The sequence below is a fragment of the Streptomyces sp. NPDC032091 genome, from assembly GCF_055580265.1.
This window is the reverse complement of sequence record NZ_JBVILR010000009.1, coordinates 202654-225836: the sequence shown is the minus strand read 5'-3', so window position 1 is coordinate 225836 and position 23183 is coordinate 202654. Positions and strand designations below refer to the sequence as shown.

Below are 23183 nucleotides of genomic sequence, written 5' to 3'. Positions count from 1 at the left end.
CCATGATCAGGAACAATCGGCAGCCACTTCGGCCCAGAAGCCCGGACGCACACGCCCACCACACGCGCCAGAACGCGGGACAGTCCGGGGGAGAACGCCGAATCGACTGACCCGGTTGGTTGCGTGCTGCTAGGACTGGAGACGACGTGATCACGTTCCCGTCGTTGATCTACTTCCCGGAAGGGCGTTCTCATGACCGACCACTCCACCCCTGAATCCACTGAGGCTTCGGCCGACACACAGCCTGCGGTGGAAGTCCTCTCCTTCGAGACAATCGAGGTCGACCTCGGCCAGGAGCTTCTCATCGGAGGGAAGCCGGTCGACTGGGCCGAGTAGGTATCCCCTTGTGGAGGCTCCGCCCCAGAGGTCCGCCGCCCGGAGCCTCCACGAACAACAACCTTCTGCCCCGCAGCTACGGGCTTACGGGGCTTTGGAGGAGTTACGCCCGAAGGGCGCCCCCGCGGGGGCGCCCTTCGGGCGTAACTCCTCCAAAGCCCATCTGCGGCGAAGCCCTCAACGGATGGCCACCGGCCCGCGCCAGGTGATGGCGAGCACGTAGGCCGGCCCAGGTGCTGTCCGTCACCCGCCGCGGCCGGGTGCTCCCGAGCACCACCCCGGCCGCCGTGGGTCGTTACCCACGTGCAGGTACGCAGGTCGTGGCGAGCGGAGGCAGAGTGGCTGATGAACGGCGCGAGCGGGGCCAGCACGTGGCCTCCCTCGGCTCCTCCCTCCGCTCGGGCAGGAACTCGCTGGGCACCGTGCCCAAGCTGCTGGAAGACCTCCTCCTCAGCGGCGGGTGGCGGGACTTCACCACCCAGCTCGGAGCCCGCGTCACCTACGCCGACAACGAGTTCGCGGCCTTCGTGACCACCCTGCCCCTCCAGGGCCTGGGGTCCAGCCTGGACCTCGTGGAACGGATCATCGGCGACCGCACCGACCTCCTCGCCGAGTTCTACAAGCTCACCCCCCGCAGGGACGGCCGCCCCCGGAAAACCCTGGATAACATCCCGGGTTTTTCGGATAGAAGCGACGACGAGTCGCCGCCGCCTCGCAGGGAAAGATCGGGCGGGACGTCCAGGGAAGCCGCGATCCGCCGCCTGGAACGCGAGCGGCCCGATCTCCTGGCGAGGGTCACGGCCGGGGAGCTGAGCGCACACCGGGCAGCGGTTCAAGCGGGGTGGCGCAAGAACAGCGCCACCATCCCCCTGGACGACCCGGAGGGCATCGCGGAGGTGCTGCTGCGCAGGCTCGACCAGGTCGGGGCCGCCGCCGTCCATACGGCCCTGGGCCGAGGCCTTGCGTCCCGGGCGACGACGAGGTGAAGGCAAGCACGGGGGCCGGCGGTGTGCTCACGGTCACCTGCGAGGCGGGCGTCACGTCCCGCGTCGGCGCCGCGTTGAGCAGCTGACGAAGCACCCCACCCCGAAGGAGACCCGATGCACGACCCCGGGTTCACCGAGCGCCACCTCACCACCTGGCAGACGCTCGACCAGGCCGAAGTGCGCGGCGTCGCCGCCGTGTGCGCGGCGGCTCTCACCAAGGGCGATCTCCTGCTCGACATCGCCCCTCTCGGCGAGAAAGGCGTGAACAACGGCAGCAAGTCCGTGATCGAGCGGTTCGCGGAACGCGTCGGCATCAGCCCGTCGACCGCCATGGAATACCGGGCGGTGGCCGCCTACTGCCACGACAGTAGGCGGGCGCAGATCGCCGCCACGGGCATCACCGTCTCGTACTCCGTGCTTCGGGACGTCGCGGTGGTCACGGGCGCGTACGCGGACGACGAGGACCGGTTCCGCCTGCTGGTGCGGGTTCTCGAGGACGCGGCTGCCAGCGGCCGGGCCCGGGTCGAGAGGAACGACTACCGGACCGCCCTCGACCTCGCCTCCTGCGCCCGGCCACAGGTCGCCGCGTCCACCGTGGCCCGGCCCACTGCCGTCGCCCTGGCCGAAGTCCCCCCGCCCCGGCCCCGGGGCGAGGAGGATGCCGTCCTGCGGGCCGCTGTCACGGCTCCCGCGCCGCCCGAGGACGTCGCCATGCAGATTTTCGGCGAGGTCACCATTGCCCGGCTGGCCATGCTCCGTGCCGTGACCCTCGCCAAGACCCACAGCGTCCAGTTCAGCCCGACGCGGGCGCAAGCCATCGCCGAGATGTGGGCCGCCACGAAGGAGGCCGGAGACCTCATCGTCGGGTTCACCACGGCAACGCCCCCGGACGACGACGCCCTGCGCCGGTTCCTGGACGAGAACGAACACCTCAAGTGAGCCGCCGCGGCGGGTGACGAGCAGCACCTGCGCCGGCGCCCGTGCTCGACCTCACCCTGGATCCGGTCACGGCGGGGATTCACCCCACGTCTCCGGGCCGCCCCCACCCCACTCCACCTGGCCAGGCGACTCCCGGCCTTCCGCGACACCACGGCACTCGGGCTCTCCGGCACCGGAGCCGCTCCGTGCCTACGGTGCTCAGGTCTCGTTGGTCAGATCATGAAGAAGATGCTTGCCGCCACAGCCCTCGCACTCACGGGCCTCGCATTCGCCGCCCCCGCGCACGCTAACGACGTAGCCGAGGTAGTCACTGGAGCCGCTAAGGGCACCTTCAGCGCGTCTCAGGAACCCAGCGGTCTCCTGGAGAAGGTCGCCCAGGAGGGCGAACTCCTCAAGACGGTCACCAAGCTGGGTGACTGATAGCCAGTTGCCCTTCGAGCAGCGCCGGTCCTCCGCCGGACCGGCGCCAGCGACCGGCCGCTGCCGGGAGGTAGCCCCGGCTCAGGGCGGGGATTCGGCCCACGTTTCCGGCCCGCCGCCGCGCCACTCCACGAACTCTCCCGGCGTCAGGTCGAAGTCTTCGGGGGACTCCATCCCGGCCTGGCGGAGCAGCTCGGGGATGTCCGACTCCCGGTAGGCGGTGCCGAGGATCGTTCCGTCGTAGCGGACCTTGCGCCAGCCCCGCTCATCGGGTGGATAGATGATCAGCTTCGGTATCGACATGACCCCACCCTCGCGGCCGCCGTGCCGGGCCGCACCGTGAGGGGGCCCGACCGGAGGCCCGGTACCCGTGCGGCGGCCTCTGCCGAGTAGCGGGTGCTGGAGAGCACACCGCCGGCGGCTGTGTGGTCCCTCACCTGCCGGGCTGTGGGGCGCGTCCGGACGGCGCACGAGCGGGCGCCGTCCGGGTGGGCGTACTCGGATCGCGGAGCGTGCCGCCTCGTGATATCCGCGCTTTTCGTGATCATCAGCCGCACAGGTTTCAGATCATCGGAAAGGCGCCTTGTGTCGAGTTCTGAGAGTGGTGCTGTGCGTCGGGCCAGCACCCGGGCCGTGTCGGTGGCCATCGTCGTGTCCGTGGGGGTGTGCGGCCCCTCCGCGCTCGCCGCGACCTCGTCCGGTGGGTCTGCGGACGGCAAGGTCATCTCCCGGATCGGGCAGTTCGTCCGCAGCGGCCCGGCCGAATCGGGCCGCAAGCTCGGCGAGTACAAGCCGGGCGCCCACGTCCGCTTGAAGTGCAAAGTGCGCGGCCAGAACGTCGACGGGAACTCGATCTGGTACCGGCTCGCAGACCGCGAGGGCTGGATGGCCGCCCGCTACGTGATCAACAAGAGCGACGTGCGCTGGTGCGCTGACGGCGACGGCGGTCACGGCAAGGGCACGCCCGGCCCCAAGGGCGACAAGGGAGACCCGGGCGAGCGCGGCCCGGCCGGACCGCAGGGCGAACCCGGCCGCGACGGCCGCGACGGCACCGACGGCCTTCCCGGCCCGGTCGGACCGCAGGGCCCGGCCGGGCCCCGTGGCGAACGCGGCCAGGACGGCGCCCCCGGCGCCCAGGGCCCGGCCGGTGAGCGCGGCCCCAAGGGCGATGCGGGGGCGAACGGCGCCGACGGCCAGAGAGGCCCGGCAGGCCCGCAGGGTCCGGCAGGGCCTTCCGGCCAGGACGGCACCCCGGGCGGCCAGGGGCCTGCGGGCGAGCGCGGCCCCAAGGGTGATCCGGGGATGAACGGAGCCGACGGCCCCGTAGGACCCCAGGGCCCTGCCGGTGGCCGGGGCCAGGACGGTGCCCCGGGCATCCAGGGGCCTGCCGGTGAGCGCGGCCCGGCCGGACCGCAGGGAGTGGCCGGACCCGCCGGTGCACGCGGGACGGACGGCGCCCCCGGGGTCGCGGGACCGCAGGGCATCCAAGGCGAGCGCGGACCGGCCGGACCCCAAGGGGCGGCCGGGCGTGACGGTGACACCGGTGCGGCCGGGCCGAAGGGTGATGCGGGCGAGCGCGGCCCGGCCGGGGCCAAGGGCGACCCCGGTTCGGCGGGACCCCAGGGCACTGCTGGCCCGGCGGGCCCGCAGGGTGAGCAGGGCCGGGACGGCGCTCCCGGACCGGCCGGTGCCAAGGGCGAGCCCGGCACCACCGGCGTCAAGGGCGACACCGGCGAGCAGGGCCCGGCGGGACCGGCTGGTCCTGGTGGTGAGCGGGGCCCGGCCGGGCCCAAGGGCGATGCCGGGCGGGACGGGACTCCCGGCCAGCCGGGAGCCGACGGCCGCGACGGTGCACCCGGGGCCAACGGCCGTGACGGACGCGACGGCGCCCCCGGTGCGCAGGGCGAGCCCGGCCCGGCCGGGGCCAAGGGCACCGACGGACGCGACGGTGCGCCCGGCGCCAAGGGCGATGCGGGCCCGGCCGGAGCCGCTGGCGCCCGGGGCGAGAGCGGCGAGCGCGGACCGGCCGGAGCCAACGGTCGTGACGGAGCGGTGGGCCCGAAGGGCGACGCCGGTGAACGCGGCCCCGCAGGTGAGAAGGGCGACAGCGGCGAGCGCGGCCCCGCCGGACCCAAGGGCGACCGGGGAGACACCGGAGCCGACGGCGCCAAGGGCGATCCGGGAACGAACGGAGCCGATGGCGCCCCGGGTGCCAAGGGCGACCGGGGAGAGACCGGTCAGGCCGGACCGGCCGGTGCCAAGGGCGACCGGGGCGAAGCCGGTCCCGCAGGACCGTCCGGACAGCGCGGCGAGCGCGGGGACAGCGGCCCCGCCGGACCCGCAGGCCCACAGGGCACCAAGGGAGACACCGGCGTTGCCGGACCCAAGGGCGACCAGGGCGACCGGGGCGACACCGGAGCCGCAGGCACCCAGGGCGTAGCGGGACCCAAGGGCGACACCGGCCCGGTCGGTCCCAAGGGCGACCAGGGCGAGACCGGCGCGCAGGGCCCTGCCGGGGCCAAGGGCGACCGGGGCGAGCGCGGACCGCAGGGCGAGACCGGCACGGCAGGCGCGCAGGGACCGGCCGGAGCCAAGGGCGACACCGGCGCTGCGGGCAAGGACGGCGTCGCCCGGCCCAGCCGGATCGTCAAGGGTGCGGACGTCACCATCCGCCCGAACTCCACCGCCACGGCGACCGCGACCTGCCCGGCCGGGACCACGGTCACTGGTGGCGGCTTCGACCAGGACGACAGCGTGACCTCGTTCGTCTACGCGTCATACCCCAGCGAGGACGGCCGCACCTGGACCACGAAGCTGAAGAACACCAGCCTCTCCGCCAGTGACGGCGGCACCCCGTACGCGGTGTGCATGCCCGTCGGCTGACCCACCCCGCACAAACAACCGCGTGCCACGGCGTCCCCGAGAAGTCGTGGCACGCGGTCCCCGTTTACGCGCCCGCGGCGGGTGCTGGAGAGCACCTCGCCGGCGGACGTGCTCGCCGTCACCTCACGCGGTGACCTGCTCGCGCCCGGAGGCGCGGAGTTCGGCGAGGTCGGGGATGCGGTTGTAGAGGGTGCCGGGGCTGACGCCGAGGAGTTCGGCGATCGAAGCGATGCTGCTGTCCGGGTCCGGGAGCAGGAGGCGGGCTTTGCGGATCAGCTCGTCGTCCATCTTGCGGGGGCGGCCGCCGACCCGGCCGCGTTCGCGGGCGGCGTCCAGGCCCTCGCGGGTGGCCTCCACGATGATCTCCCGGATGAACTCCGCCAACGCGGCGAAGACGTGGAAGACGAGGCGGCCGCCGGGGGTGGTGGTGTCCAGCTTCTCCTTCAAGGAGCAGAAGCCGACGCCCTGGGCGCGGAAGTCTCCGACGATGGTGACGAGGTCCTTGAGCGACCGGCCGAGGCGGGACAGGTCGGTGACGGCCACGGTGTCCCGGGGCAGCAGGACAGCCTGGAGCGCCTTGAGCTCGGGACGCTGGGCGTTGGCGCCGGTCTTCTTGTCGACGAAGACCCGCTCGCACCCGGCGCGGGTGAGGGCGTCGGTCTGCCGGTCGAGGCTCTGGCTGCGGGTGGAGACGCGGGCATAGCCGTAGAGGTGGCCGCCGAACTCGAAGGGCCGCAGGAGGTCCTCGATGTCGATGTCGTCGGCATGCAGGATGGCCACAGGGAGCCTCTCGATCGTCAGGAAACGGTACTCCGAACCTATCTGACGGCCCATGGGTTTCTGAATAGGTTTCTGACGATCGGATGCCCCGATCCGCCCGGTTCGGCCGACCTGTCCCGCGCATCGTCAAAAAACAATCGTTTTCTGACGAGCGGGGCGGTGGCTCCGGGGCGAGGTGACGCTCAGCACGGCGCCGGCGCAGGTGCTCATCGTCACCTGCCGCGTGGAACGCCGTGTGCAACATGTGGTGGTGAACGTGAAGCGTTGTGATGACTGCTATCTGATCGTCGGTGAAGGGTGCTGCTGCGGAGTGACCGTGGACGACACGCGGGCGCCGGTGGGCTTCGTCCTGAGCCGCATTCTGATCTCGCCGACCGGCTACGGGCACGTCGAAGACGGCTGCAACCACAACGTGGACGGCGACCTCGAAGCCGCCGGGTGGGGCTGGGTCCCGGACCCGTTGGCCGGACAGTGGGCCAGCATCAGTGAGCAGACACCCCTGCACGCCTCGGACGGCAACCTTTCGACCGCCGCCAAGCGGCGCTGTAAGCACTGCGCGCACTTCCTCCCCTAGGGAGTTCCCAGGCATCCTGGGGCCATGGACGACAAGCGATCAAGCACACCCGCCGTGATCGCCGCGCACGGCGAGCTGGACACCGACACCCTCGGGCCGACCGACCGCGCCCTGATGGAGGCCGCCGCCTCCCACCTCGTGGTCGTCCTCGACGCCTCCGACATGTCGTTCGCCGACTCCTCCGTCCTGAACATGCTGCTGCGCGTCCACCAGAGCGCCGAGCTGCGGATCGCGGCGCCGCAGCACCAGCTGCTCCGGCTCCTGGAGATGACCGGCGCCGACCAGATCCTGCCGCTCTTCCCGACGGCGCAGGCAGCGACCGCCGCCGACGCCGCGTAGCCAACCGGCCGAGGTGACGGGGAGCACCCGCGCCGGCGGAGGTGCTGCCGGTCACCTGCCACGGGTAGGGCCGTACGGGTGAGGGGCGTAGCCGGGCCGGTCGCCGTGTCGGTAGCGTGTGCGGCGCAGCAGACCCCATGGCCTCGCACTCGTGCTGGCGGCCTGGCTGGTCTCCTCAGGGTGGGGCGGCATCGGATCGCCCCAACGACCGGATCCTGCCCCCATTCATGTCTGCTGTGGGGGCCCGGTCGCAGCTCGGCGAACCCCGCCCGGGGATCGTCTCGTTTGCGACCTCCAGGGAATCCCCATGTGTGATCTGACCTTGCGCGCCATGCGCGCCTACTTCCGCTCCGGCGGCACCGATCAGCCAGCCTCCTGGATCTCGGGACCGGCCGAAGCACGCGGCCGCTCGTACATCGTTCTCGGCAACATCCACGGCGTCCTGGCCGTCTACCGGGTCGGCCGGGGCGACACCCTGCGCCGCGTCCAGGACTGGCCCGGGGAGCTGGGCCGATGAGCATCCTCGTACGAAAGCCCCGGGCTTCGCGGGCCCGCGTCGCCGAGCAGCTGTTGGACGAGATCTTGGCTCTCGGTCCGAAGGCCTCGGGCAAGCAGATCGGGTCGGCCGCGCAGCTGGCCCGCCGGTACCGGTGCTCCCAGCGCACCATGCGCAACGCCCAGGAGGACTTGAAGGAGCTGGGCGCGATCCGGTCAGAGAACGGCGTGGGCTTCTTCATCGTCTGACGCCGAGGTGACGGGCAGCACGGGTGCCGGCGCCCGTGCTCCTCGTCACCTGTCGCAGGGCGGAGCAAGGCCGGTACCTGTCTGGACCAGCCACTGCTATCGCTGTTGGGTGGACGTGGCGTGCAATTTCGCGCAAACAACGTGATGTTGGAGGCAGCCATGGCACTACGGTTCGTAGGTAAGGACCCGAACAGCGACACCGGGCAGTGCCCGTCGGTGTGGGTGGACGAGGACACCGGTGACCTGCTCGTGCAGGGCTGGAAGACGACCGAGGCGGAACAGGCCGAGTGCCGAAAGAGTGGGGACATCCCCGACTCCGAGGCAGTTGTCCGTGTCCCGGCCTCGCTGAGGAAGCTCTTGAAGGAGGCGTGCGATGACGCAGACCGACGTCGTCCCGGGCTTTGACGAACTCTTCGACGGTGCCCGCGTCTCCGCCCTCCACCTTGAGATGCGTGATGCCTACGGGGTGCCCGCCGAGTCGCCCGGGTTCGCGACCTGGTTGGAGACCGGAGAGCGGGAGATGGACCCGGAGTCGGAGTACTGGAGCTTCTGGGTGGGGTTGGTGCGGCGCACCGTTGCCCGGGGCGTGATCGTGCGGCGGGCCCGGGTCGTGTCCGAGCCGCTGTCGGACTACGCCCGGTACGGGCTGGCGGGGGCAGCCGTCAACGAGCTGGCTGGCGAGGAGGTCCGGTACCTGTCGCGCCGCCGGGCGTCCGACATCGCTCTGCCGGGGAACGACTTCTGGCTGATCGACGGCCGTCTGATCCGGTGGAACCACTTCTCCGGCAACGGCGCCCCGACCGGCGGCGAGATGTCGGACGACCCGACCACGGCCGCCCTGTGCGCGTCCGCGTTCACCGCCGTGTGGGAGCGCGCCACGCCCCTGGCCGAGTACAAGCCCTGACCGACGGCCTAGCGATGTCCTCGCCCCTGTCCAGTGCTCAGGAAGCCCGTGCCGCGCTCGCGCTGCGGCTTCGGCACCTGCGCCTGGACGCGGGCCTGGCCGGGGGTGAGCTGTCGGTGCGGTGCGGGTGGAACGGGGCGAAGACGTCCCGGATCGAGCACGGCAAGGCGGCCCCCTCGGATGCCGACATCCGGCTGTGGTGCGCGGCCTGCGGCGCCGAGGACCAGGAGGCCGATCTGATCGCAGCCGCCCGTTCCGCGAACTCCATGTACGTGGAGTGGAAGCGCCTGAACCGGGCCGGGCTGACCCGGCTGCAGAACGAGATCGTCCCGCTCCTGGACCGCACCCGCTCGTTCCGCGTCTACTGCTCGCACGTCGTCCCCGGCCTGCTCCAGACCCACGACTACGCCGCCGCCGTGATCACCGCGTACGGCACCTTCCACGGCAGCCCGGACACCAACGTGGACTCCGCCGCCCGCGCCCGTCTGGCCCGCTCCCGGGTCCTGCGAAAGCGGGGGCGCACCTTCGCGTTCCTCCTGGAGGAGTCCGTACTGCGGCCCGGTGTAGCGGACGCGGCGACCACCGCCGGACAGCTCGATCAGCTGCTGGAAGTGGCCGACCTGCCGCAGGTGTCCCTCGGGATCGTCCCGGCTGGGGCTGCCCGGCCCCTGTGGTCCACGGAGTCGTTCACCGTGTACGACACCGTCCAGGTCGGCATCGAGCTGCTGTCGGCGCGGGTCAGCATCACCGCCCCCGGGGAGATCGCGGTCTACGAGCGGGCCTTCGCCCAGCTCTCTGCTGTCGCCGCTTACGGTCCTGCGGCGCGTGCCCGGATCACCCGGGCCCGTGCCGCGTGCGCCTAGTCGTCCGCAAAAACCCGCAAAACCGTTGAGGGCCCGATGCGGGGATCCCTAGCGTCGTTGGTGTCGGGAACACTGACTCCGCATACCGGGGAGGCCCCTTGATGAGCGCGCCCACGCAGCCCGCCGCCGGCCGCGGTGCTGTGCATCACCTCTTACGCCGTGGCGAGGAAGTCGACGGCCCGCTCGTCCAGCTCGGACGCGCACCGGAGGCCGCGTGTCCGGAACGGGGCGAGGTCAGCGCGCATGGTCTTGACGGCCTTGCGGGTCCGTACGGAGCGGACGCCGTCCATGTGGTCCATGGCCTCCCCGTACGTAGCGCACGCCTGCTCGATGCGCCCGCGCTTGAGGTGTATCTCCGCCCCGGCGACGAGGTCCAGGGAGACGATCCGCGCGTAGGTTCCAGCGGGCCGGGTGGAGGCGGCATGCAGGTACTCGGCGGCGGCGGCCTGGTGGTCCCCCAGCGTCTCGAAGACCTTCGCCGTGCGGGAGAACACCGACGGCGCGGCCGGGCCCCACGCCAGGCCCCAGAACGGCATCTCGTCCCCGCGCTCGCTGCCCTGCTCCAGCAGGGTGCGGGCCTGAGCGACTTCGGTAAGCGCCGCTGTGCGAGCGCCGGTCTTGGCCAGGGTGTGGGCGTGGACGACGCGGAAGAGCGCTTCGGTCTGGGCGTCGACGCGGCCCTTGGCCCGGTTCAGGCCGGTCTCGGCGAGGCCTTGGCAGTGTTCGGGCCGGTGCAGCTTGAGGCCTTGCATGGCCATGGTGCGCATCACGAACCCGTCATGGCCGCGCAGGCCGGACTCGACGGCGAGGCCGTAGCTCTGGAGGTAGTAGCGCTGGGCGAGGCCCTGCTGTCCGGCGTCGTAGGACTTCCAGCCGAGCAAGTGCACGCCCCGGCTCGCGGCCGACAGCATCTGCGCGCGGATGTCCTCGCTGCGGAAGCGGCCCCGGATAAGGGGGGCGACGTCGTCGCGGAGGTAGGTGACCAGGGCGGAGCGTCCGTGCTGGCCGCCGTGGCGTTCGTCCATCTCGGAGAACATGCCGACCATGTCTCGGACGGCGTTCACCTCGGCCATGCCGATGACGTGGCTTCCGGTGCGGGCGGCGGCGGTGCGGGCGGCGATGTCGCGGACGTGGGCCAGGGGGAGGGCGGCGGCGGCCACGGAGTAGGCGGAGGTGGCGAGGAATCGTCTGCGGTCCAACTCGGCCCTCCACATCGGGATCAGGGAGTCGAGCGGATCACCCCCCAGGTTGAGCCCGATGCTGTCATGGCCCTCCGGATCGGAGGAGGTCAGGCCCAGGTCTGCCGGTGTCAGCAGCCGCCCTAATCGGCGCGAGAGCGCGACCGCGAGGTAGCGGGCGGTCTCCGCCTGTGGTCGGGCGCCCTGCACCCAATGGTCCACGGCGGACTTGTTGGTCCGCAGGGCCGTCCCGCACTCGGCGGCCACGGCCCGGACGGCCTTCGCGACGGCCTCGTAGGTCAGCCCGGACTCCGCGATCAGGTCGCGGAGACGGTCGTTCGGTGTGCGCGCGCTCATGAAGCACCTGCCCGTATACCCGATATACCGCTTGCCCTCGGCTACACGGTACCCCCGGCCGGTCACCGTGAGTTGAATAGCCGTCAAGCCCGAAAGGACGGCCGCCAAGCGGCCTTCTCGGTGCTGCTCTCGACCGGAACACCCCGTGGACAGGAGCCAGCGAATGACCAGCGTGACGACACCTCCCCTCCCTGCCCTGCTCAGGACGCCGATCACCCTGCCGGCGCAGGTGCTTCCCCTCACCCCCGGGGACGTGTCCGAAGATGTCGAACTGGCCCTGCAGCTCGCCGAGCACGCTTCGAACGGGGCGGCGGCTGCGCAGGTCCGCACCCGACTCCGTGCCCACATCGCCGCTCTCGCCGACCCGGCCCAGCGCTACGCCGAGCAGCTGCCCGACGACCGAGCACGGGACGTCGCGCTGGACACCGTCCGGTACGCCCGGAACCTGTCCGCCGCCACCGGCGGGGACCCGGTCGCCTGCCTGCGCCTGCTCGCCAAGCTTGCCCAGCACCTGGCCCGGTACGCCGCCGCTCCCAGGGCGCCCGACGCCCGCCAGGCCGCCTGGCGCCCCGGGCCCGGCCTTGCCCCCACGGCGGCCGGTCCCGGGGACTCCACCCGGCCGCGGCAGGTGCTCCACAGCACCTGCGCCGGCACCCCGACCCCCGCCCCGGTTCCCGGGACGGGACATGGGGGCACGGGCCCGTGCCCCCATGTCGTACGACAGAAGGAAGACGAGCGTTGAGCATCACGACGGACGAGCACGCCGAAGGCCTGCGGCGCGAGATGACGACCGCCATGGTCAACGGCGACCACATCGTCACCCCGGCGGTGCTGGCCGCGTTCGAGGCGGTACACCGCCATGCCTTCGCCCCGGAGGTCACTCCGGAGCGGGCGTACGTGTGGGACCTCGCCGTGCCGACGAAGAGGAACGAGCACGGCCTCACCATCAGCTCCGTGTCCGCGCCCTACATCCAGTCGATGATGCTGGAGCAGGCCGAACTCAGGCCCCGTATGCGGGCCGGTGAACTCGGCTCCGGTGGCTACAACGCGGCCCTGATGGCCGAGATCGTCGGGCCCGACGGGGTCGTGGTCACCGGTGATATCGACCAGGAGGTCACCGACCGGGCCCGCCGCCTGCTGGATGCCAACGGCTACGGGCACGTCCGGGTCGTCCTCGCCGACGGCGAGCGGGGCCTGTCCGACTACGCGCCGCTGGACGTCCTGATGGTTACCTTCGGAGCCTGGGACATCCCCCCGGCCTGGACCGATGACCTGGCGAAGGACGGCCGCCTGGTCGTCCCGCTGCGGATGCGCGGCCTGACCCGCTCCATCGCCTTCGACAGGGACGGAGACCGGCTCGTCTCTCGGTCGGCGGAGGTCTGCGGGTTCGTCAACGCTCAGGGCGAGGGCGGGCACGAGGAGCGGCTGCTACTGCTGCGCGGCAAGGAGATCGGACTCCGCTTCGATGACGGTTGGCCCGCCGACCCCGAAGCCCTCGACGGCGTCTTCGACACCGACCGCGTCGAGGCATGGTCGGGCGTCACCGTCGCCCGCACCGAGCCGTTCACCGGCCTCCAGATGTGGCTGGCGACCGCCCTGGACGGCTTCTGCCTCATGTCCGTGGACACCGACCTGGACACCGGCCTCGTCGCCCCCCAGAACAAGCAGGCGTGCCTCGCCCTCCTCGACGGCGACTCCCTGGCCTACCTGAGCATCCGCCGTGAAGGAGACCGGGCCGAGTTCGGTGTCCACGGCTACGGGCCCCGCGCCGAAGCCGTGGCCCAGGCCCTGATGGCGGAGATCCGCACCTGGGACCGGGACCACCGTGCGAGCGAGCCGGTGATCTACGCCTACCCGATCACCACCCCCGAGACCGACCTGCCCGCCGGGCGGGTCATCACCAAGCGGCACCGCCGCATCGTCATCTCCTGGCCCTACGGGGGCCAGGCCGACCACCGCACCACCGATGACAAGGAGAACTGACCATGTCCCAGAAGATCGAGCAGGCCACCACCAGCCTCGGCGAGTTCAACCTCGACGTACGGGTGGTGGAGGCCGCCGCCCCCGTCGCGGGTCTCCTGCGGTCCACCGACGACGGCTGCGGCTCCTCCTGCGGCGGCTCCAACACCGCGTGCAGCTCCAACGTCAGCGACCCCTCCTGACCGGAGCGCCGCGAAGGTGAGGCAGAGCCTGTGGCCGGCCGCGGTGCTCCACCTCACCTGACGAACACCACCTGCCGCCGGGCGCACCCCTCGTGCGCCCGGCGGCACCACGACACGACGTAACAAGGGGGCGGGCATGGCACGCGGGGCACGGCTCTACCGGCACACCGGGGCACTGATGGTGCGGGCCACCACCCGGCCCGGGTACGGCGTCCCGACCGTGGACGTCGACCTCACCGGTCCTGATGCCGCCGAGCGCGGCCGGGCCTGGCTCGCCGCCGTGTGGGAGCACCCCGGCACCGGGCGGGCCTTGGAGGCCGCCAGCCCCACCCTGGCCGACCAGACCGCCGCCACCCTTGCCGCACCCTCCCCAGAGCTGCGGCAGGTGCGGCGGCTCGTCCACTCAACCGCCGCCTACCTCCTGCGCTGGGAAGGCCGAGCCACCCCCTTCGGGCACTTCGCCGGTATCGCCCCGGCCACCATCGGCCCCCAGCCCGAAGCCGTATGGGGCACGCGGCACCGCGCGGTGCTACGGCCGGACGCCACGTGGCTGGGAGCGGTCGCCGACCAGCTCACCGCCGACCCCACCGTCCTGGAGACCCTGGCCGTCATGGCCAACCCGGCCGCCGCCCTGCGCGGCGGGCGTCTGGTCGCTCCGGGCCGGACCCCGCCCGAGGGCCTGGCGCCGCTGGAAGTCTCCGTCACGGCCAACGGCCCCGTCCGCACCGCCATGGACGCCGCCCGCACCCCGGCCCCGTTCCCGGCCGTCGCCAAAGCTGTGGCCAACGCCTTCCCGCACGCCGACACCGCCACCGTGCGCGCGATGCTCGCCCAGCTCCTCGCCCACGGACTGCTCCTGTCGGAGCTAGATGCCATAACCACCACCCCGGACCCCGTGGGGGTGCTGCGGGCCGCGACCCGCACGGCGCCCGTAGGTCCCACCCTCACCCCCACCGGGCGGGTGACCGGCAGCACCTCGCCGGCCTGGCCGGACACGGTCCTCGACGCCGAGATCACCGTGCCCGAGGCCGTCCTGACCGAAGCAGAATCGGCCGCCACGGTCCTCCTGCGGCTCTCCCCGCACCCCTCCGGGGTCCCGGCCTGGCGGGACTTCCACCAGCGGTTCCGGCAGACGTACGGCGTCGGCACGGCTGTCCCGCTCGCCGAGCTGGTCGGGGACGACGGCCTCGGCTTCCCGCCCGGCTACCTCGGGGCCGACCGCCCGGCCCCAGCCCGGCTGCTGTCCGCACGCGACGAGGCATTCACCGCCCTCGCCCAGCAGGCTGCCCTCGACGGGGCCCGCGAGGTGGTCCTCACCGAAGACGACCTCGCCCGCCTGGCCGTCACCGCCGACCTGGCTCCGCCGCCCACCGTCGAGCTCGCGTTCCAGCTCCACGCCGCCGACGCGCAGGCCGTCCGCCGGGGACGGTTCGAGCTGTGGCTGACATCGGCAGCCCGGCCCTCCTCCTCCATGGCCGGACGCTTCGCCGACCTCCTGCCCCCGTCCGACGCCAAGACCTGGACCACGGCCCTCGCCGGACCATCGGGCCCCCTGCCCGCACAGATCGACTTCCCAGCCCGCCGCCGCCACAGCGCCAACGTCTCCCGCACCCCCCACCTCCTGGACCACTCCATTTCCCTGGGCTGGCCCGCCGACCGGCCCGGCTCGATCGGCCTCGATGACCTGGCCGTCACCGCCGACGCCCACCACCTCCACCTCGTACGGGCCTCAACCGGGCAGAGCGTGGAGCCGCGCGTCCTGCACGCCCTTGAGCCGCGCGTGCTGACCCCGCCGCTGGCCCGCTTCCTCGCCGAAGTCGCCGGAGCCCGCCGCACCGCATGGAGGCTGCCTGACTGGGGCGCCGCCTCCCGGATGCCCTACCTGCCCCGGCTCCGCCACGGCCGGACCGTCCTGGCCCCGGCCCGCTGGCTCCTGCCCACCACCGCGTTACCCGGCCCAGGTGCGGACCGGGCCGTGTGGGAGGAGGCGTTGGCCGAGTGGCGGAAGCGCCAGGGCGTCCCGGCCCGCGTGGTGCTCGTCGAGACGGAGATGCGGCTCCCGCTGGACCTGGCGGCGCCGCTCCACCGCGAACTCCTGCGCGCCCGCCTCGCCCGAGGACGGGAGGTGGAAGTGCGTGAAGCACCTGCGCCAGCCGCAGGCTCCACGTCACCTTCCGCGGGCTGCTTCATGGGCCGCGCCCACGAGTTCCTGACCGTCCTGCACTCCACCCACCCCACCCAGAGCCCGTCCGGGGCCCTTGTGGCGGCGGCGGTCCCGGAGCTGCCCGGAGTGTCCCGGATGCTGGCGGCCCACCTCCACGGACACCCGGCCAGGCAGGACGAGATCCTGACCGGACACCTGCCCGGCCTCCTTGCCGGGCGGAGTCCGACCCCGGTGTGGTGGTTCGTCCGCCACCATGACAGCGCCCACCCCGACCGGGCCCGTCACCTGACCCTCGTCCTGCGGCTGGCCGATCCGGCCGAGTACGGGCCGACGGCCGAACGCCTCGGGGACTGGGCAGACGAGCTCCGCCGCCTTGGTCTCCTCGCCCGTATGGACCTGGCCACCCACCAGCCGCAGAACGGCCGCTACGGCCACGGCCCGGCCCGGGAGGCCGCCGAGCGGGTCTTCGCCGCCGACACCTTGGCCGCCCTCGCACAGATCACGTATGCAGCGCACAGTGGCACCCCGACCGAAGCCCTCACCGCCGCCTCCCTCGCCGATCTCGCCACCGCCTTCGCCCCCACACCGGCAGACGGCTGGGCCTGGCTGGCCGACCTGCCGCGCGAGGTCGCCGACAGCCCGGACGGCGACCTGGCCCGCCGAGCCCTGGCCCTCGCCGACCCCGCCACCCCGTGGCGCAACGAAGTGCGCGGCCGGGACCTGGCTGGGGCGTGGCAGGCCCGAGCCGTCGCCCTCGCCGCCTACCGGGACGCCCTGGCCGCCCAGCGCGAGGAGCCGATGACCGTCCTGCGCTCGCTCCTGCACCTCCACCACGTCCGCGCACTCGGCGGCGGCCCCAGGCCCGAGCGCACCACCCACCGCCTCGCCCGCACCCTCGCCCTCCCGCACACCCACCCCAAGAAGGCCCGTCGATGAACCCGGCCGCCATCCTCGAGACCCGCTACGGCCGCCGTCTCGCCGCTCCCGACCCGCAGGCCGGGCCGGAGCTAGGGCAGTCCCTGGTGAAGGGCCCGGCCGGGGTCGCCCTGTGGCACATCGAGCAGGCCCTCACCGAGGCTTCCGGATGGGAGCCGGTGACGGCCTGGCTGAAGGCGGCCACCCGCACCGACATCTCCGCCGCCAACACCAGCTGCCTCGCCTACGGGGCCCCAGCCCTCGCGTTCGCCCTGCACGCGGCGGGGGCCGACGGGCAGCCCCGCTTCGAGGCAGCCCGCACCCGCCTCGACACGGCGACCGCAGCCCTTGCCCACCGCCGGGTCGAGGCCGCCCACGCCCGCATCCGCTCTGGCACGCTCCCGGCGTTCGCCGAGTACGACCTCCTGCACGGCCTGACCGGCATCGGGGTGCACCTCCTTCGCCACCGGCCGGGCGACGACGCCCTCGCCGAAGTTCTCGGCTACCTCGTCGCCCTGACCCGACCCCTGACCGTGCAGGGCGAGACGCTGCCGGGCTGGTGGTGCGCCCACGACCCGCAGCGCCGCTACACCCCCGGAGGGCACGCGAACCTGGGGATGGCCCACGGCATCACCGGGCCCCTCGCCCTCCTCGCCCGGGCCGCCCGCCATGGAGCCGTCGTGGACGGACAGGAAGAGGCCATCGCCACCGTCACCGGCTGGCTGGAGAGCTGGCAGCAGCACGCGGACGCGGGCCCGTGGTGGCCCGAGACCGTGACCCGGCCGGAAGCGGCGGCGGGACGTACGCACGCGACCGGCCCGGGAAGGCCGTCGTGGTGCTACGGCACCCCGGGCATCACGCGGGCCCTCCAGCTCGCTGCCCTCGCCACCGGCGACACCCGCCGCCAGGAGGCCGCCGAGAACGTGCTGACTGCCTGCCTTACCGACCCCGCGCAGATCCGGCGGATCGGCCAAGGCGGCCTGTGCCATGGCACCGCCGGACTCGCCCAGACCGTCTGGCGGGCCGCCCGCGACGCCCGCACCCCCGCTCTACCGGCCGCCGCCCGCCGCGCCGGTGCCGCTCTCGCCCACCAGCTCGCCCACGAGGAACCGGGCCTGCTCGAAGGAGCCGCCGGGCAGGCCCTCGCCCTGGCCACCCTCACCCGCGACCGGGCGCCCGCCTCCGGCTGGGACTCCTTCCTCCTCATCGACTGAACCCGCGGCAGGTGCTCAAGAGCACCCCCGCCGGCGCCCGTGCTGACCATCACCTCGACTGGAGAGGAACCACCCGATGACCACCCCGCCCGTACCCCAGCGGACCGAACTCGCCGTCGTCGCGGTGCTGTCCGGACAGCCCCTCGACGTCACCGCCACCCGGACCGGCATCGACCCGGCCGAACTCGCCGACGCCATCGAGCTGTACCGGGCGGCCGGAGGGGCGGCCCTCGGCAAGCAGGCCGCCTGCCGTGACTGGCACCAGGTCCGGCTGGAGTTCACGGACTTCGACCGCGCCGAAGACACCGCCGCCGCCCACCTGGCGCCCCGCCTGCGGATGCTGGAGGACGCCGGGCTCCTGGGCGGCTGGTGGTTCATCCGCAAGGCCCCGTGCTGGCGCCTGCGGCTCCTGCCCGCCCCCGGCACCGACCCGGCCCGCCTACACGTGGCTGCCGCCGAACTGCTGGGCACCCTCGTGCAGTCCGGCGAAGTCCGGCGCTGGTGGCCCACCGTCTACGAACCGGAAGTCCTCGCCTTCGGCGGGCCCGACGGCATCGACATCGCCCACCGCCTCTTCCACGCCGACAGCCGCCACTTCCTCGACCGCGCCAGCTGGCCCGCCGGTCTCGGGCGCCGCGAGATGTCGATCCTGCTGTGCATGGCGCTGTTCCGGGGCGCCGGACTGGAGTGGCACGAGCAAGGCGACGTATGGGACCGGGTGGCCCGGATGCGGCCCCTGCCCCAAGACGTCACCGCCGATCACCTGGCCACGATGGGCGAGGGACTGGGGCGGATGCTCGCCATCGACACCCGGCCCCTCCTGGCCCCCGGAGGCAGCATGGAATCCGTTGCCCCGTGGCTGGCCGCGTTCACTACCGCCGGGCAGACCCTCGGAGGCGCCGCCCAGGACGGAGCTATCCAGCGCGGACCCCGCGAGGTCCTGGCCCACCACGTGATCTTCCACTGGAACCGGCACGGCCTGACCGGCCGGGCCCAGTCCGTCCTGTCCCACGCCGCCCGTGCCGTCGTGATGAACCCTCTCCACCCGACGCGCGCGGCCTGACTCGATCCGCGGTAGGTGCTGCCCAGCACCTTTGCCGGCCGGGTGCTCCGGCTCACGACTTCGAAGACCCGGACGGGTGAAGTTCCCGGCAGTCTGAGCTGGGGGCGCCCGGCTTCTGGGCGACTCGGCAGGTCCGACTCATTGATCGTGTGAGATTCGCGGTTATAAAATAACCGCCATGCTCACACCCGAGGATGCTTCCTTCATCACGGCTGCCGTCGAGGGCCTCGCCAGTCCCCTGTATGAAGCTCTCGATCACGGCTACACGGCTGCTCACGGCCACTACGACGAGGCCGGGATGACCGGCGAGGGGTTCACGAAGGGGCGCACGGACCTCGCCCGCGATCACACCCGCCGCTTCATCGAGCGCCGCCACAAGGACAGCTTCGACCTCGGGGGCTGGGAGCCGATCCATAACTCCAGCGGGCGCCTGCACCTGCGCAGGGAGATGATGACCCTGCGGCTGCTCCACGCCACCCCGTACGACATGATCCCGGCCCCGGGCCGCAACAAGGCGAGGATCAGCTACTACTACAATCGAACGGTCGATCTATTCGGCGTCCAGAGCAGCAACCTCCTCGCCGTGTGGCTCTCCCCGCCCGAGGAGGGCGGCGAGATCTCAGTGCGGATCGTTCGCCCGATCGGGGAGTGGAAGCCGGGTCGGCCTCCGAAGTTCGACCTCGATTTCGAGCTCCCCAGGAACACTGAGTCGTTCCACGGGTGGGAGTTCGTACCGGACGACAAGGGCTTGGCTCTGCCCTTCGAGTTCGAAGAAGACCAGCGCGAAGAGGGTGAAGGAAGTGGCGCATGATCCAGCCGAGCGCATCAGGACCCTGAGACTCCTCATGGGGCTCACGCAGGGGGAACTGGCGCAGGCAGCTGGAGTGTCACAGCCGCTGATCTCGCAGATCCAAAAAGGCATCAAGCCGGTCAGTGGCGATGTGTTGGAGCGCATCGCCGCCGCCACCGGCACCCCCATGTCGTTCTTCGACGTGGACCCCACTGACCTCCCCGCCGACACGCTGGCCTTCCGCAAGAAGGCCAGCGCGTCCGCCAAAGAGGTTGCCCGGGTGGAGTCGACGGTCAGGGAGGCGTACCGCGTCGCAGTACGCCTCATGGCGGAGACCCGGGTGCGCCGCACCGCGCTCCCACGTGCTGAAGGCGACCTCACTCCTGACGGCATCGAAGACCTCGCCGCGCAGACCCGAGCCGCCCTCGGTATCGCACCGGACGGGGTCATCGGGCACGTCATCCGCGCGTGTGAGCGCGCCGGAATCCCCGTCGTCCCCCTGCTCCTCATGGACGCCAGCGGAGAAGGGGAGGAGGTCGTGGTCGGCCACTCCGGCGCTTCGTGCTGGCGAGGCCAGGGGGAGCCCGCCCTGATCAGCTACTTCGGCGCCGGGCCCGGAGACCGCCAGCGCTTCACCACCGCCCACGAGCTCGGCCACCTGGTCCTGCACCCCGCACGCCAGACCGGTCTGGACCCCAAACAGGCGGAGTCGGAAGCGCACCGGTTCGCGGGTGCGTTCCTCCTGCCGAGAGAGCGTGCGGAGGAAGCATTCAGCGGCCCTCTGATGCTGCGGGAGTTCGCGGCATTGAAGCAGCGCTGGGGCATCTCCATCCAGGCGCTCGTAAACCGCGCCCACCAGCTCGGCTACATCGACCGCGCCCGGCAGGAGAGCTTGTACAAGCAGATTGGTGCCCGGGGGTGGAGGGCCAACGAGCCCGTCGTGGTGCACCCAGAGCAGCCCACGCTGGTCCGGGCGATGCTGGGGCGTAAGTACGGGGAGCCCCCGTCGCTCCTGCAAGCCGCTGAAGACCTCGGCCTTCACCCCGTGCTCATGAGGTCGCTGGCCCCTGACGTGGCCGCCGACCCGGCGCCCCGCGCGGTTGCGCCCGTCATCAGCCTCGGTGACCGCCGTCGCAGAACCGGGCGCCTTCAGGTTCTCTGACCCGGCCGGGCGGCCGCCCGGCCGCCCGGGCCACGGGTGTGGCCCGCAGCACGTAGGCCGGCCGACGTGCTGTCGATCACCTGCCGCAGGGGAGCAGGGTCACGCAATGGCGCGCGACCGGAGCCAGGGGGTATGCCCTCGCTCCTGCTTGTTCTGCTCGCTGTCGTCGTCCTCGGTGCCCTCGCCGGGTACGCCCTCCACCGCGCGGACACTGCCGACGTCCCGGCCGTGCTTACGTCGGCAGCCCGCACCCTGCCCGTCCTCGTCCTGGGTGCCATCGCGCTCGTCCTGGTCGATCCCGCTGACGTGCCGGGCGTGCTGCGGGCCGTCCTCCCGAAGTAGCCGCTGCTCTGCGAGCACATCCGGCTCGTCGTGGCCTTCGAGCTCGCCCGCCGAGAGCGCGTCATTCGCCATGGCGGTCCACCCGCAGGTGGCCGGTGCGCCGTGACGTCGGCGCATCGACTCCGCGGCAGGTGCTGGACAGCACACCGCCGGCGCGGGTGCTGCCCGCCACCTGCCGGACCGGTCACGCGGCGGCCGCCCACTCGTGGTGTCGGCCCTGGGCGTTGCCCGTCGCGAGCTCGCGACGCCACAGGGAGCCGGACGGGCCGAGCACCCACACCTCGTCCACCGGCGTCTCGCTGGTCTCCTCCAGCCCGTTCCAGTGCGGGGCCTTCTCGCCTCGGCGGCGTATCCAGACCTCGGCCTGGGCGGTGAGGCACGATTCGAAGGAGGCGTCCTCGTAGACGGCCGTCCCGTACTCGTCCAGGTACCGGGTGCGGGGCGGGCCGAAGGGTCGGCCGTTGTAGTCGGAGCGGGCGCCGGACCGGTTCTGGACCTCGTCCATCGCGGCCTTGAGTGACGGCCACACCTCCATCGCGCCGAACTCGCTGCGGTAGTCCTCCCGGTACCGCATGTAGATCGTGAGCTGGTGGGACATCGTCTTGCGGGCGCGCAGGGCCATCGTGGTCTCCAGGGTGGTTGGTTCGGCCGGGGCCGGGGCCGGGGCCGGGGCCGGGTGGGGGTGGGTGGGTCAGGCGGCCGTGACGCGGAAGGCTTCGGGGTCGGCGTCGGCGGTGAGGGGGACGCGGTGGGAGAGCATGTGCGCGGCGGTGAACCGGGCGGCCCAGGAGTGCCCGAACAGCCGGTCGTCGCGGTCACGCGTGGCCCACATCGCGGTTTTGTTCTCGCGCTCGACGTAGCCGATGAGGTCGCCCAAGCCCCGGACGACGCGGTACTTGCCGCGTCGGTCGGTCTTCTCGAAGGCCAGGTCGTACATGGCTTCGGCGTAGGTGCCGTCGGCGTTGATGTTCTCGGCGGTGGGGGCGATGGACATCGCGGGCTCCTCTCGGCGGGGGCGGCGTCTCCGCCCCACACTCCAAAAGATATGCGTATTGCGCGCATGAAACACTGGTGGTGCAGGTGCTCCCGAGCACACCCGCCGGCCCCGCCGGTGACCGCCCCGGCTCAGCTCCGGATCGCCGCCAGGATCTCCGCCGCGCCCGCCTCGATCAGGGCCGCCGCCACGACCAGACCGAGCTTCTCCGGCTCGTCCACCGGCCCCACCCTGGACGCTGAGACCTGCCGGTCACCGCGCAGTGAGGTCACGGCCGCCAGGAGCCGCAGCCTCCCGTCCTCACACAGATGCGCGTACGCGCCGACCGGCACCGAGCAGCCGCCGTGCAGCTCCGCCAACATCGCCCGCTCCGCGCGAACCTGGGCGTCCGCGACCCGGTCTCCGATCCCGGCCAGCAGCCGGGCCGTGGAGCCGCCGGAACGGACCTGGATCCCGAGGGCGCCCTGCCCGGGGGAGGCGGGGAAGACTTCGGGGTCGAGATATTCGCTGATCTGATCCTGGAGCCCGAGGCGGTGGAGCCCGGCCGCCGCCAGGACCACGGCGTCCAACGCCCCCGCGCCCTTCAGCCGGGCGAGACGTCCGGGGACGTTGCCCCGGATCGGAATCACCTCGAGGTCAGGGCGGTGGGCGAGGAGCTGCGCGGTCCGGCGCGGGGCCCCGGTGCCGACCCGCGCCCCGGCGGGCAGGGAGGTCAGGGTGTGTCCGCACAGCGCGTCGCGGACGTCCTCTCGCGGGCCGGGGGTGCGCATCATCGTTAGCCCCGGCGGGCATGCGGTGGGCAGGTCCTTGAGCGAGTGGACCACCACGTCCACCTCGCCCGCCAGGAGCGCGGCTTCCTGGTTGCTGGAGAACGCGGAGCCGCCGGAGGTCTTGGCGACCTCGGCCAGGGTCGGCGTCAACCGGTCCCGGTCCCCACCCTCCAGGATGATTTGCTGCTTGAAGACGACGCCGGGGAACATCGGCTGCCACTGAGCCAGCATCTCCCGCACCTGGGCCCGCGCAAGTGCGCTCGCCCGCGAGCCGACCCGCACCACACGCTGCTCGTCCATCAGA

At 72.5% G+C, this 23183-nt stretch carries 26 protein-coding genes; 19 read left to right on the top strand and 7 right to left on the bottom strand.

The genetic code is table 11. From position 1 onward, the window contains the following. The first annotated feature begins 192 nt into the window (after positions 1 to 192). From ACZ5NJ_RS17525 to ACZ5NJ_RS17510, 4 genes are all read left to right on the top strand, one after another. The gene (locus tag ACZ5NJ_RS17525) at positions 193 to 336 is read left to right on the top strand and encodes a hypothetical protein (RefSeq protein WP_468765818.1); all 144 of its coding nucleotides are present in this window, start codon (positions 193 to 195) and stop codon (positions 334 to 336) included. Positions 337 to 674: 338 nt separating this feature from the next. Then, a complete protein-coding gene (locus tag ACZ5NJ_RS17520) occupies positions 675 to 1322 on the top strand; it encodes a hypothetical protein (RefSeq protein WP_468765816.1) in 648 nt (215 codons plus the stop codon). Positions 1323 to 1436: 114 nt separating this feature from the next. Continuing rightward, a complete protein-coding gene (locus tag ACZ5NJ_RS17515) occupies positions 1437 to 2261 on the top strand; it encodes a hypothetical protein (RefSeq protein WP_468765814.1) in 825 nt (274 codons plus the stop codon). Between the two features lie 219 nt (positions 2262 to 2480). Next, on the top strand, positions 2481 to 2681 hold the full coding sequence (locus ACZ5NJ_RS17510; RefSeq protein WP_468765812.1) for a hypothetical protein: 201 nt from the start codon (positions 2481 to 2483) through the stop codon (positions 2679 to 2681). A gap of 81 nt (positions 2682 to 2762) precedes the next feature. Here ACZ5NJ_RS17510 and ACZ5NJ_RS17505 read toward each other — a convergent pair whose 3' ends face one another. Continuing rightward, complete coding sequence (locus tag ACZ5NJ_RS17505) at positions 2763 to 2984, bottom strand: hypothetical protein (RefSeq protein WP_468765810.1); 222 nt, start codon at positions 2982 to 2984, stop codon at positions 2763 to 2765. A gap of 306 nt (positions 2985 to 3290) precedes the next feature. Between ACZ5NJ_RS17505 and ACZ5NJ_RS17500 the strand changes: the two genes are divergently transcribed. After that, entirely contained in the window at positions 3291 to 5564 is a 2274-nt protein-coding gene (locus tag ACZ5NJ_RS17500; protein ID WP_468765808.1) for a hypothetical protein, read from the top strand. A 123-nt stretch (positions 5565 to 5687) separates the two neighbouring features. Here ACZ5NJ_RS17500 and ACZ5NJ_RS17495 read toward each other — a convergent pair whose 3' ends face one another. Continuing rightward, a complete protein-coding gene (locus ACZ5NJ_RS17495) occupies positions 5688 to 6344 on the bottom strand; it encodes a recombinase family protein (RefSeq protein ID WP_468765806.1) in 657 nt (218 codons plus the stop codon). Between the two features lie 175 nt (positions 6345 to 6519). On the opposite strand from ACZ5NJ_RS17495, the gene ACZ5NJ_RS17490 reads away from it, so the two are divergent. From ACZ5NJ_RS17490 to ACZ5NJ_RS17465, 6 genes are all read left to right on the top strand, one after another. Continuing rightward, positions 6520 to 6918, top strand: a complete 399-nt coding sequence (locus tag ACZ5NJ_RS17490) for a hypothetical protein (protein WP_468765804.1) — start codon at positions 6520 to 6522, stop codon at positions 6916 to 6918. A gap of 24 nt (positions 6919 to 6942) precedes the next feature. Continuing rightward, positions 6943 to 7257, top strand: a complete 315-nt coding sequence (locus tag ACZ5NJ_RS17485; protein WP_468765802.1) for an STAS domain-containing protein — start codon at positions 6943 to 6945, stop codon at positions 7255 to 7257. 307 nt (positions 7258 to 7564) lie between these two features. Further along, positions 7565 to 7774 carry a hypothetical protein gene (locus tag ACZ5NJ_RS17480; RefSeq protein WP_468765800.1) on the top strand — a complete coding sequence of 70 codons (210 nt, stop codon included), beginning with the start codon at positions 7565 to 7567 and terminating at the stop codon, positions 7772 to 7774. Beyond that, positions 7771 to 8001 (top strand): hypothetical protein, encoded by a 231-nt coding sequence (locus tag ACZ5NJ_RS17475; protein ID WP_468765798.1) that lies wholly within the window; start codon positions 7771 to 7773, stop codon positions 7999 to 8001. Before ACZ5NJ_RS17480 ends, ACZ5NJ_RS17475 begins: the two co-directional genes overlap by 4 nt. Positions 8002 to 8374: 373 nt before the next feature. Next, the gene (locus ACZ5NJ_RS17470) at positions 8375 to 8905 is read left to right on the top strand and encodes a DUF6879 family protein (RefSeq protein ID WP_468765796.1); all 531 of its coding nucleotides are present in this window, start codon (positions 8375 to 8377) and stop codon (positions 8903 to 8905) included. Between the two features lie 14 nt (positions 8906 to 8919). After that, on the top strand, positions 8920 to 9768 hold the full coding sequence (locus ACZ5NJ_RS17465; protein ID WP_468765794.1) for a DUF5753 domain-containing protein: 849 nt from the start codon (positions 8920 to 8922) through the stop codon (positions 9766 to 9768). Between the two features lie 152 nt (positions 9769 to 9920). Here ACZ5NJ_RS17465 and ACZ5NJ_RS17460 read toward each other — a convergent pair whose 3' ends face one another. Continuing rightward, positions 9921 to 11303, bottom strand: coding sequence for a hypothetical protein (locus tag ACZ5NJ_RS17460; protein WP_468765792.1), 1383 nt, complete (start codon positions 11301 to 11303; stop codon positions 9921 to 9923). Between the two features lie 163 nt (positions 11304 to 11466). Here ACZ5NJ_RS17460 and ACZ5NJ_RS17455 point away from each other — a divergent pair, with 163 nt between their 5' ends. From ACZ5NJ_RS17455 to ACZ5NJ_RS17420, 8 genes are all read left to right on the top strand, one after another. Beyond that, positions 11467 to 12045, top strand: coding sequence for a hypothetical protein (locus ACZ5NJ_RS17455; RefSeq protein WP_468765790.1), 579 nt, complete (start codon positions 11467 to 11469; stop codon positions 12043 to 12045). Beyond that, positions 12042 to 13286, top strand: coding sequence for a methyltransferase, FxLD system (gene fxlM / locus ACZ5NJ_RS17450; protein WP_468765788.1), 1245 nt, complete (start codon positions 12042 to 12044; stop codon positions 13284 to 13286). The genes ACZ5NJ_RS17455 and fxlM overlap by 4 nt, the downstream gene beginning before the upstream one ends. A 2-nt stretch (positions 13287 to 13288) precedes the next feature. Further along, complete coding sequence (locus ACZ5NJ_RS17445; RefSeq protein WP_468765786.1) at positions 13289 to 13465, top strand: FxLD family lanthipeptide; 177 nt, start codon at positions 13289 to 13291, stop codon at positions 13463 to 13465. 136 nt (positions 13466 to 13601) lie between these two features. Next, complete coding sequence (locus ACZ5NJ_RS17440) at positions 13602 to 16565, top strand: lantibiotic dehydratase (RefSeq protein ID WP_468765784.1); 2964 nt, start codon at positions 13602 to 13604, stop codon at positions 16563 to 16565. Further along, entirely contained in the window at positions 16562 to 17758 is a 1197-nt protein-coding gene (locus ACZ5NJ_RS17435) for a lanthionine synthetase C family protein (RefSeq protein WP_468765782.1), read from the top strand. The genes ACZ5NJ_RS17440 and ACZ5NJ_RS17435 overlap by 4 nt, the downstream gene beginning before the upstream one ends. 76 nt (positions 17759 to 17834) lie before the next feature. After that, positions 17835 to 18821 carry a thiopeptide-type bacteriocin biosynthesis protein gene (locus ACZ5NJ_RS17430; protein WP_468765780.1) on the top strand — a complete coding sequence of 329 codons (987 nt, stop codon included), beginning with the start codon at positions 17835 to 17837 and terminating at the stop codon, positions 18819 to 18821. A 178-nt stretch (positions 18822 to 18999) separates the two neighbouring features. Beyond that, entirely contained in the window at positions 19000 to 19632 is a 633-nt protein-coding gene (locus tag ACZ5NJ_RS17425; protein ID WP_468765778.1) for a hypothetical protein, read from the top strand. Beyond that, on the top strand, positions 19613 to 20773 hold the full coding sequence (locus tag ACZ5NJ_RS17420) for a helix-turn-helix domain-containing protein (protein ID WP_468765776.1): 1161 nt from the start codon (positions 19613 to 19615) through the stop codon (positions 20771 to 20773). Before ACZ5NJ_RS17425 ends, ACZ5NJ_RS17420 begins: the two co-directional genes overlap by 20 nt. Positions 20774 to 20872: 99 nt before the next feature. On the opposite strand, the gene ACZ5NJ_RS17415 is transcribed toward ACZ5NJ_RS17420, so the two are convergent. The 4 genes from ACZ5NJ_RS17415 to hemC form a co-directional block, all read right to left on the bottom strand. Continuing rightward, entirely contained in the window at positions 20873 to 21187 is a 315-nt protein-coding gene (locus ACZ5NJ_RS17415; protein WP_468765774.1) for a hypothetical protein, read from the bottom strand. Between the two features lie 112 nt (positions 21188 to 21299). Continuing rightward, complete coding sequence (locus ACZ5NJ_RS17410) at positions 21300 to 21737, bottom strand: hypothetical protein (protein ID WP_468765772.1); 438 nt, start codon at positions 21735 to 21737, stop codon at positions 21300 to 21302. A 69-nt stretch (positions 21738 to 21806) separates the two neighbouring features. Further along, positions 21807 to 22109, bottom strand: a complete 303-nt coding sequence (locus ACZ5NJ_RS17405; RefSeq protein WP_468765770.1) for a hypothetical protein — start codon at positions 22107 to 22109, stop codon at positions 21807 to 21809. A gap of 131 nt (positions 22110 to 22240) precedes the next feature. Further along, positions 22241 to 23179 (bottom strand): hydroxymethylbilane synthase, encoded by a 939-nt coding sequence (gene hemC / locus ACZ5NJ_RS17400; RefSeq protein WP_468765768.1) that lies wholly within the window; start codon positions 23177 to 23179, stop codon positions 22241 to 22243. Between the last annotated feature and the right edge of the window lie 4 nt (positions 23180 to 23183).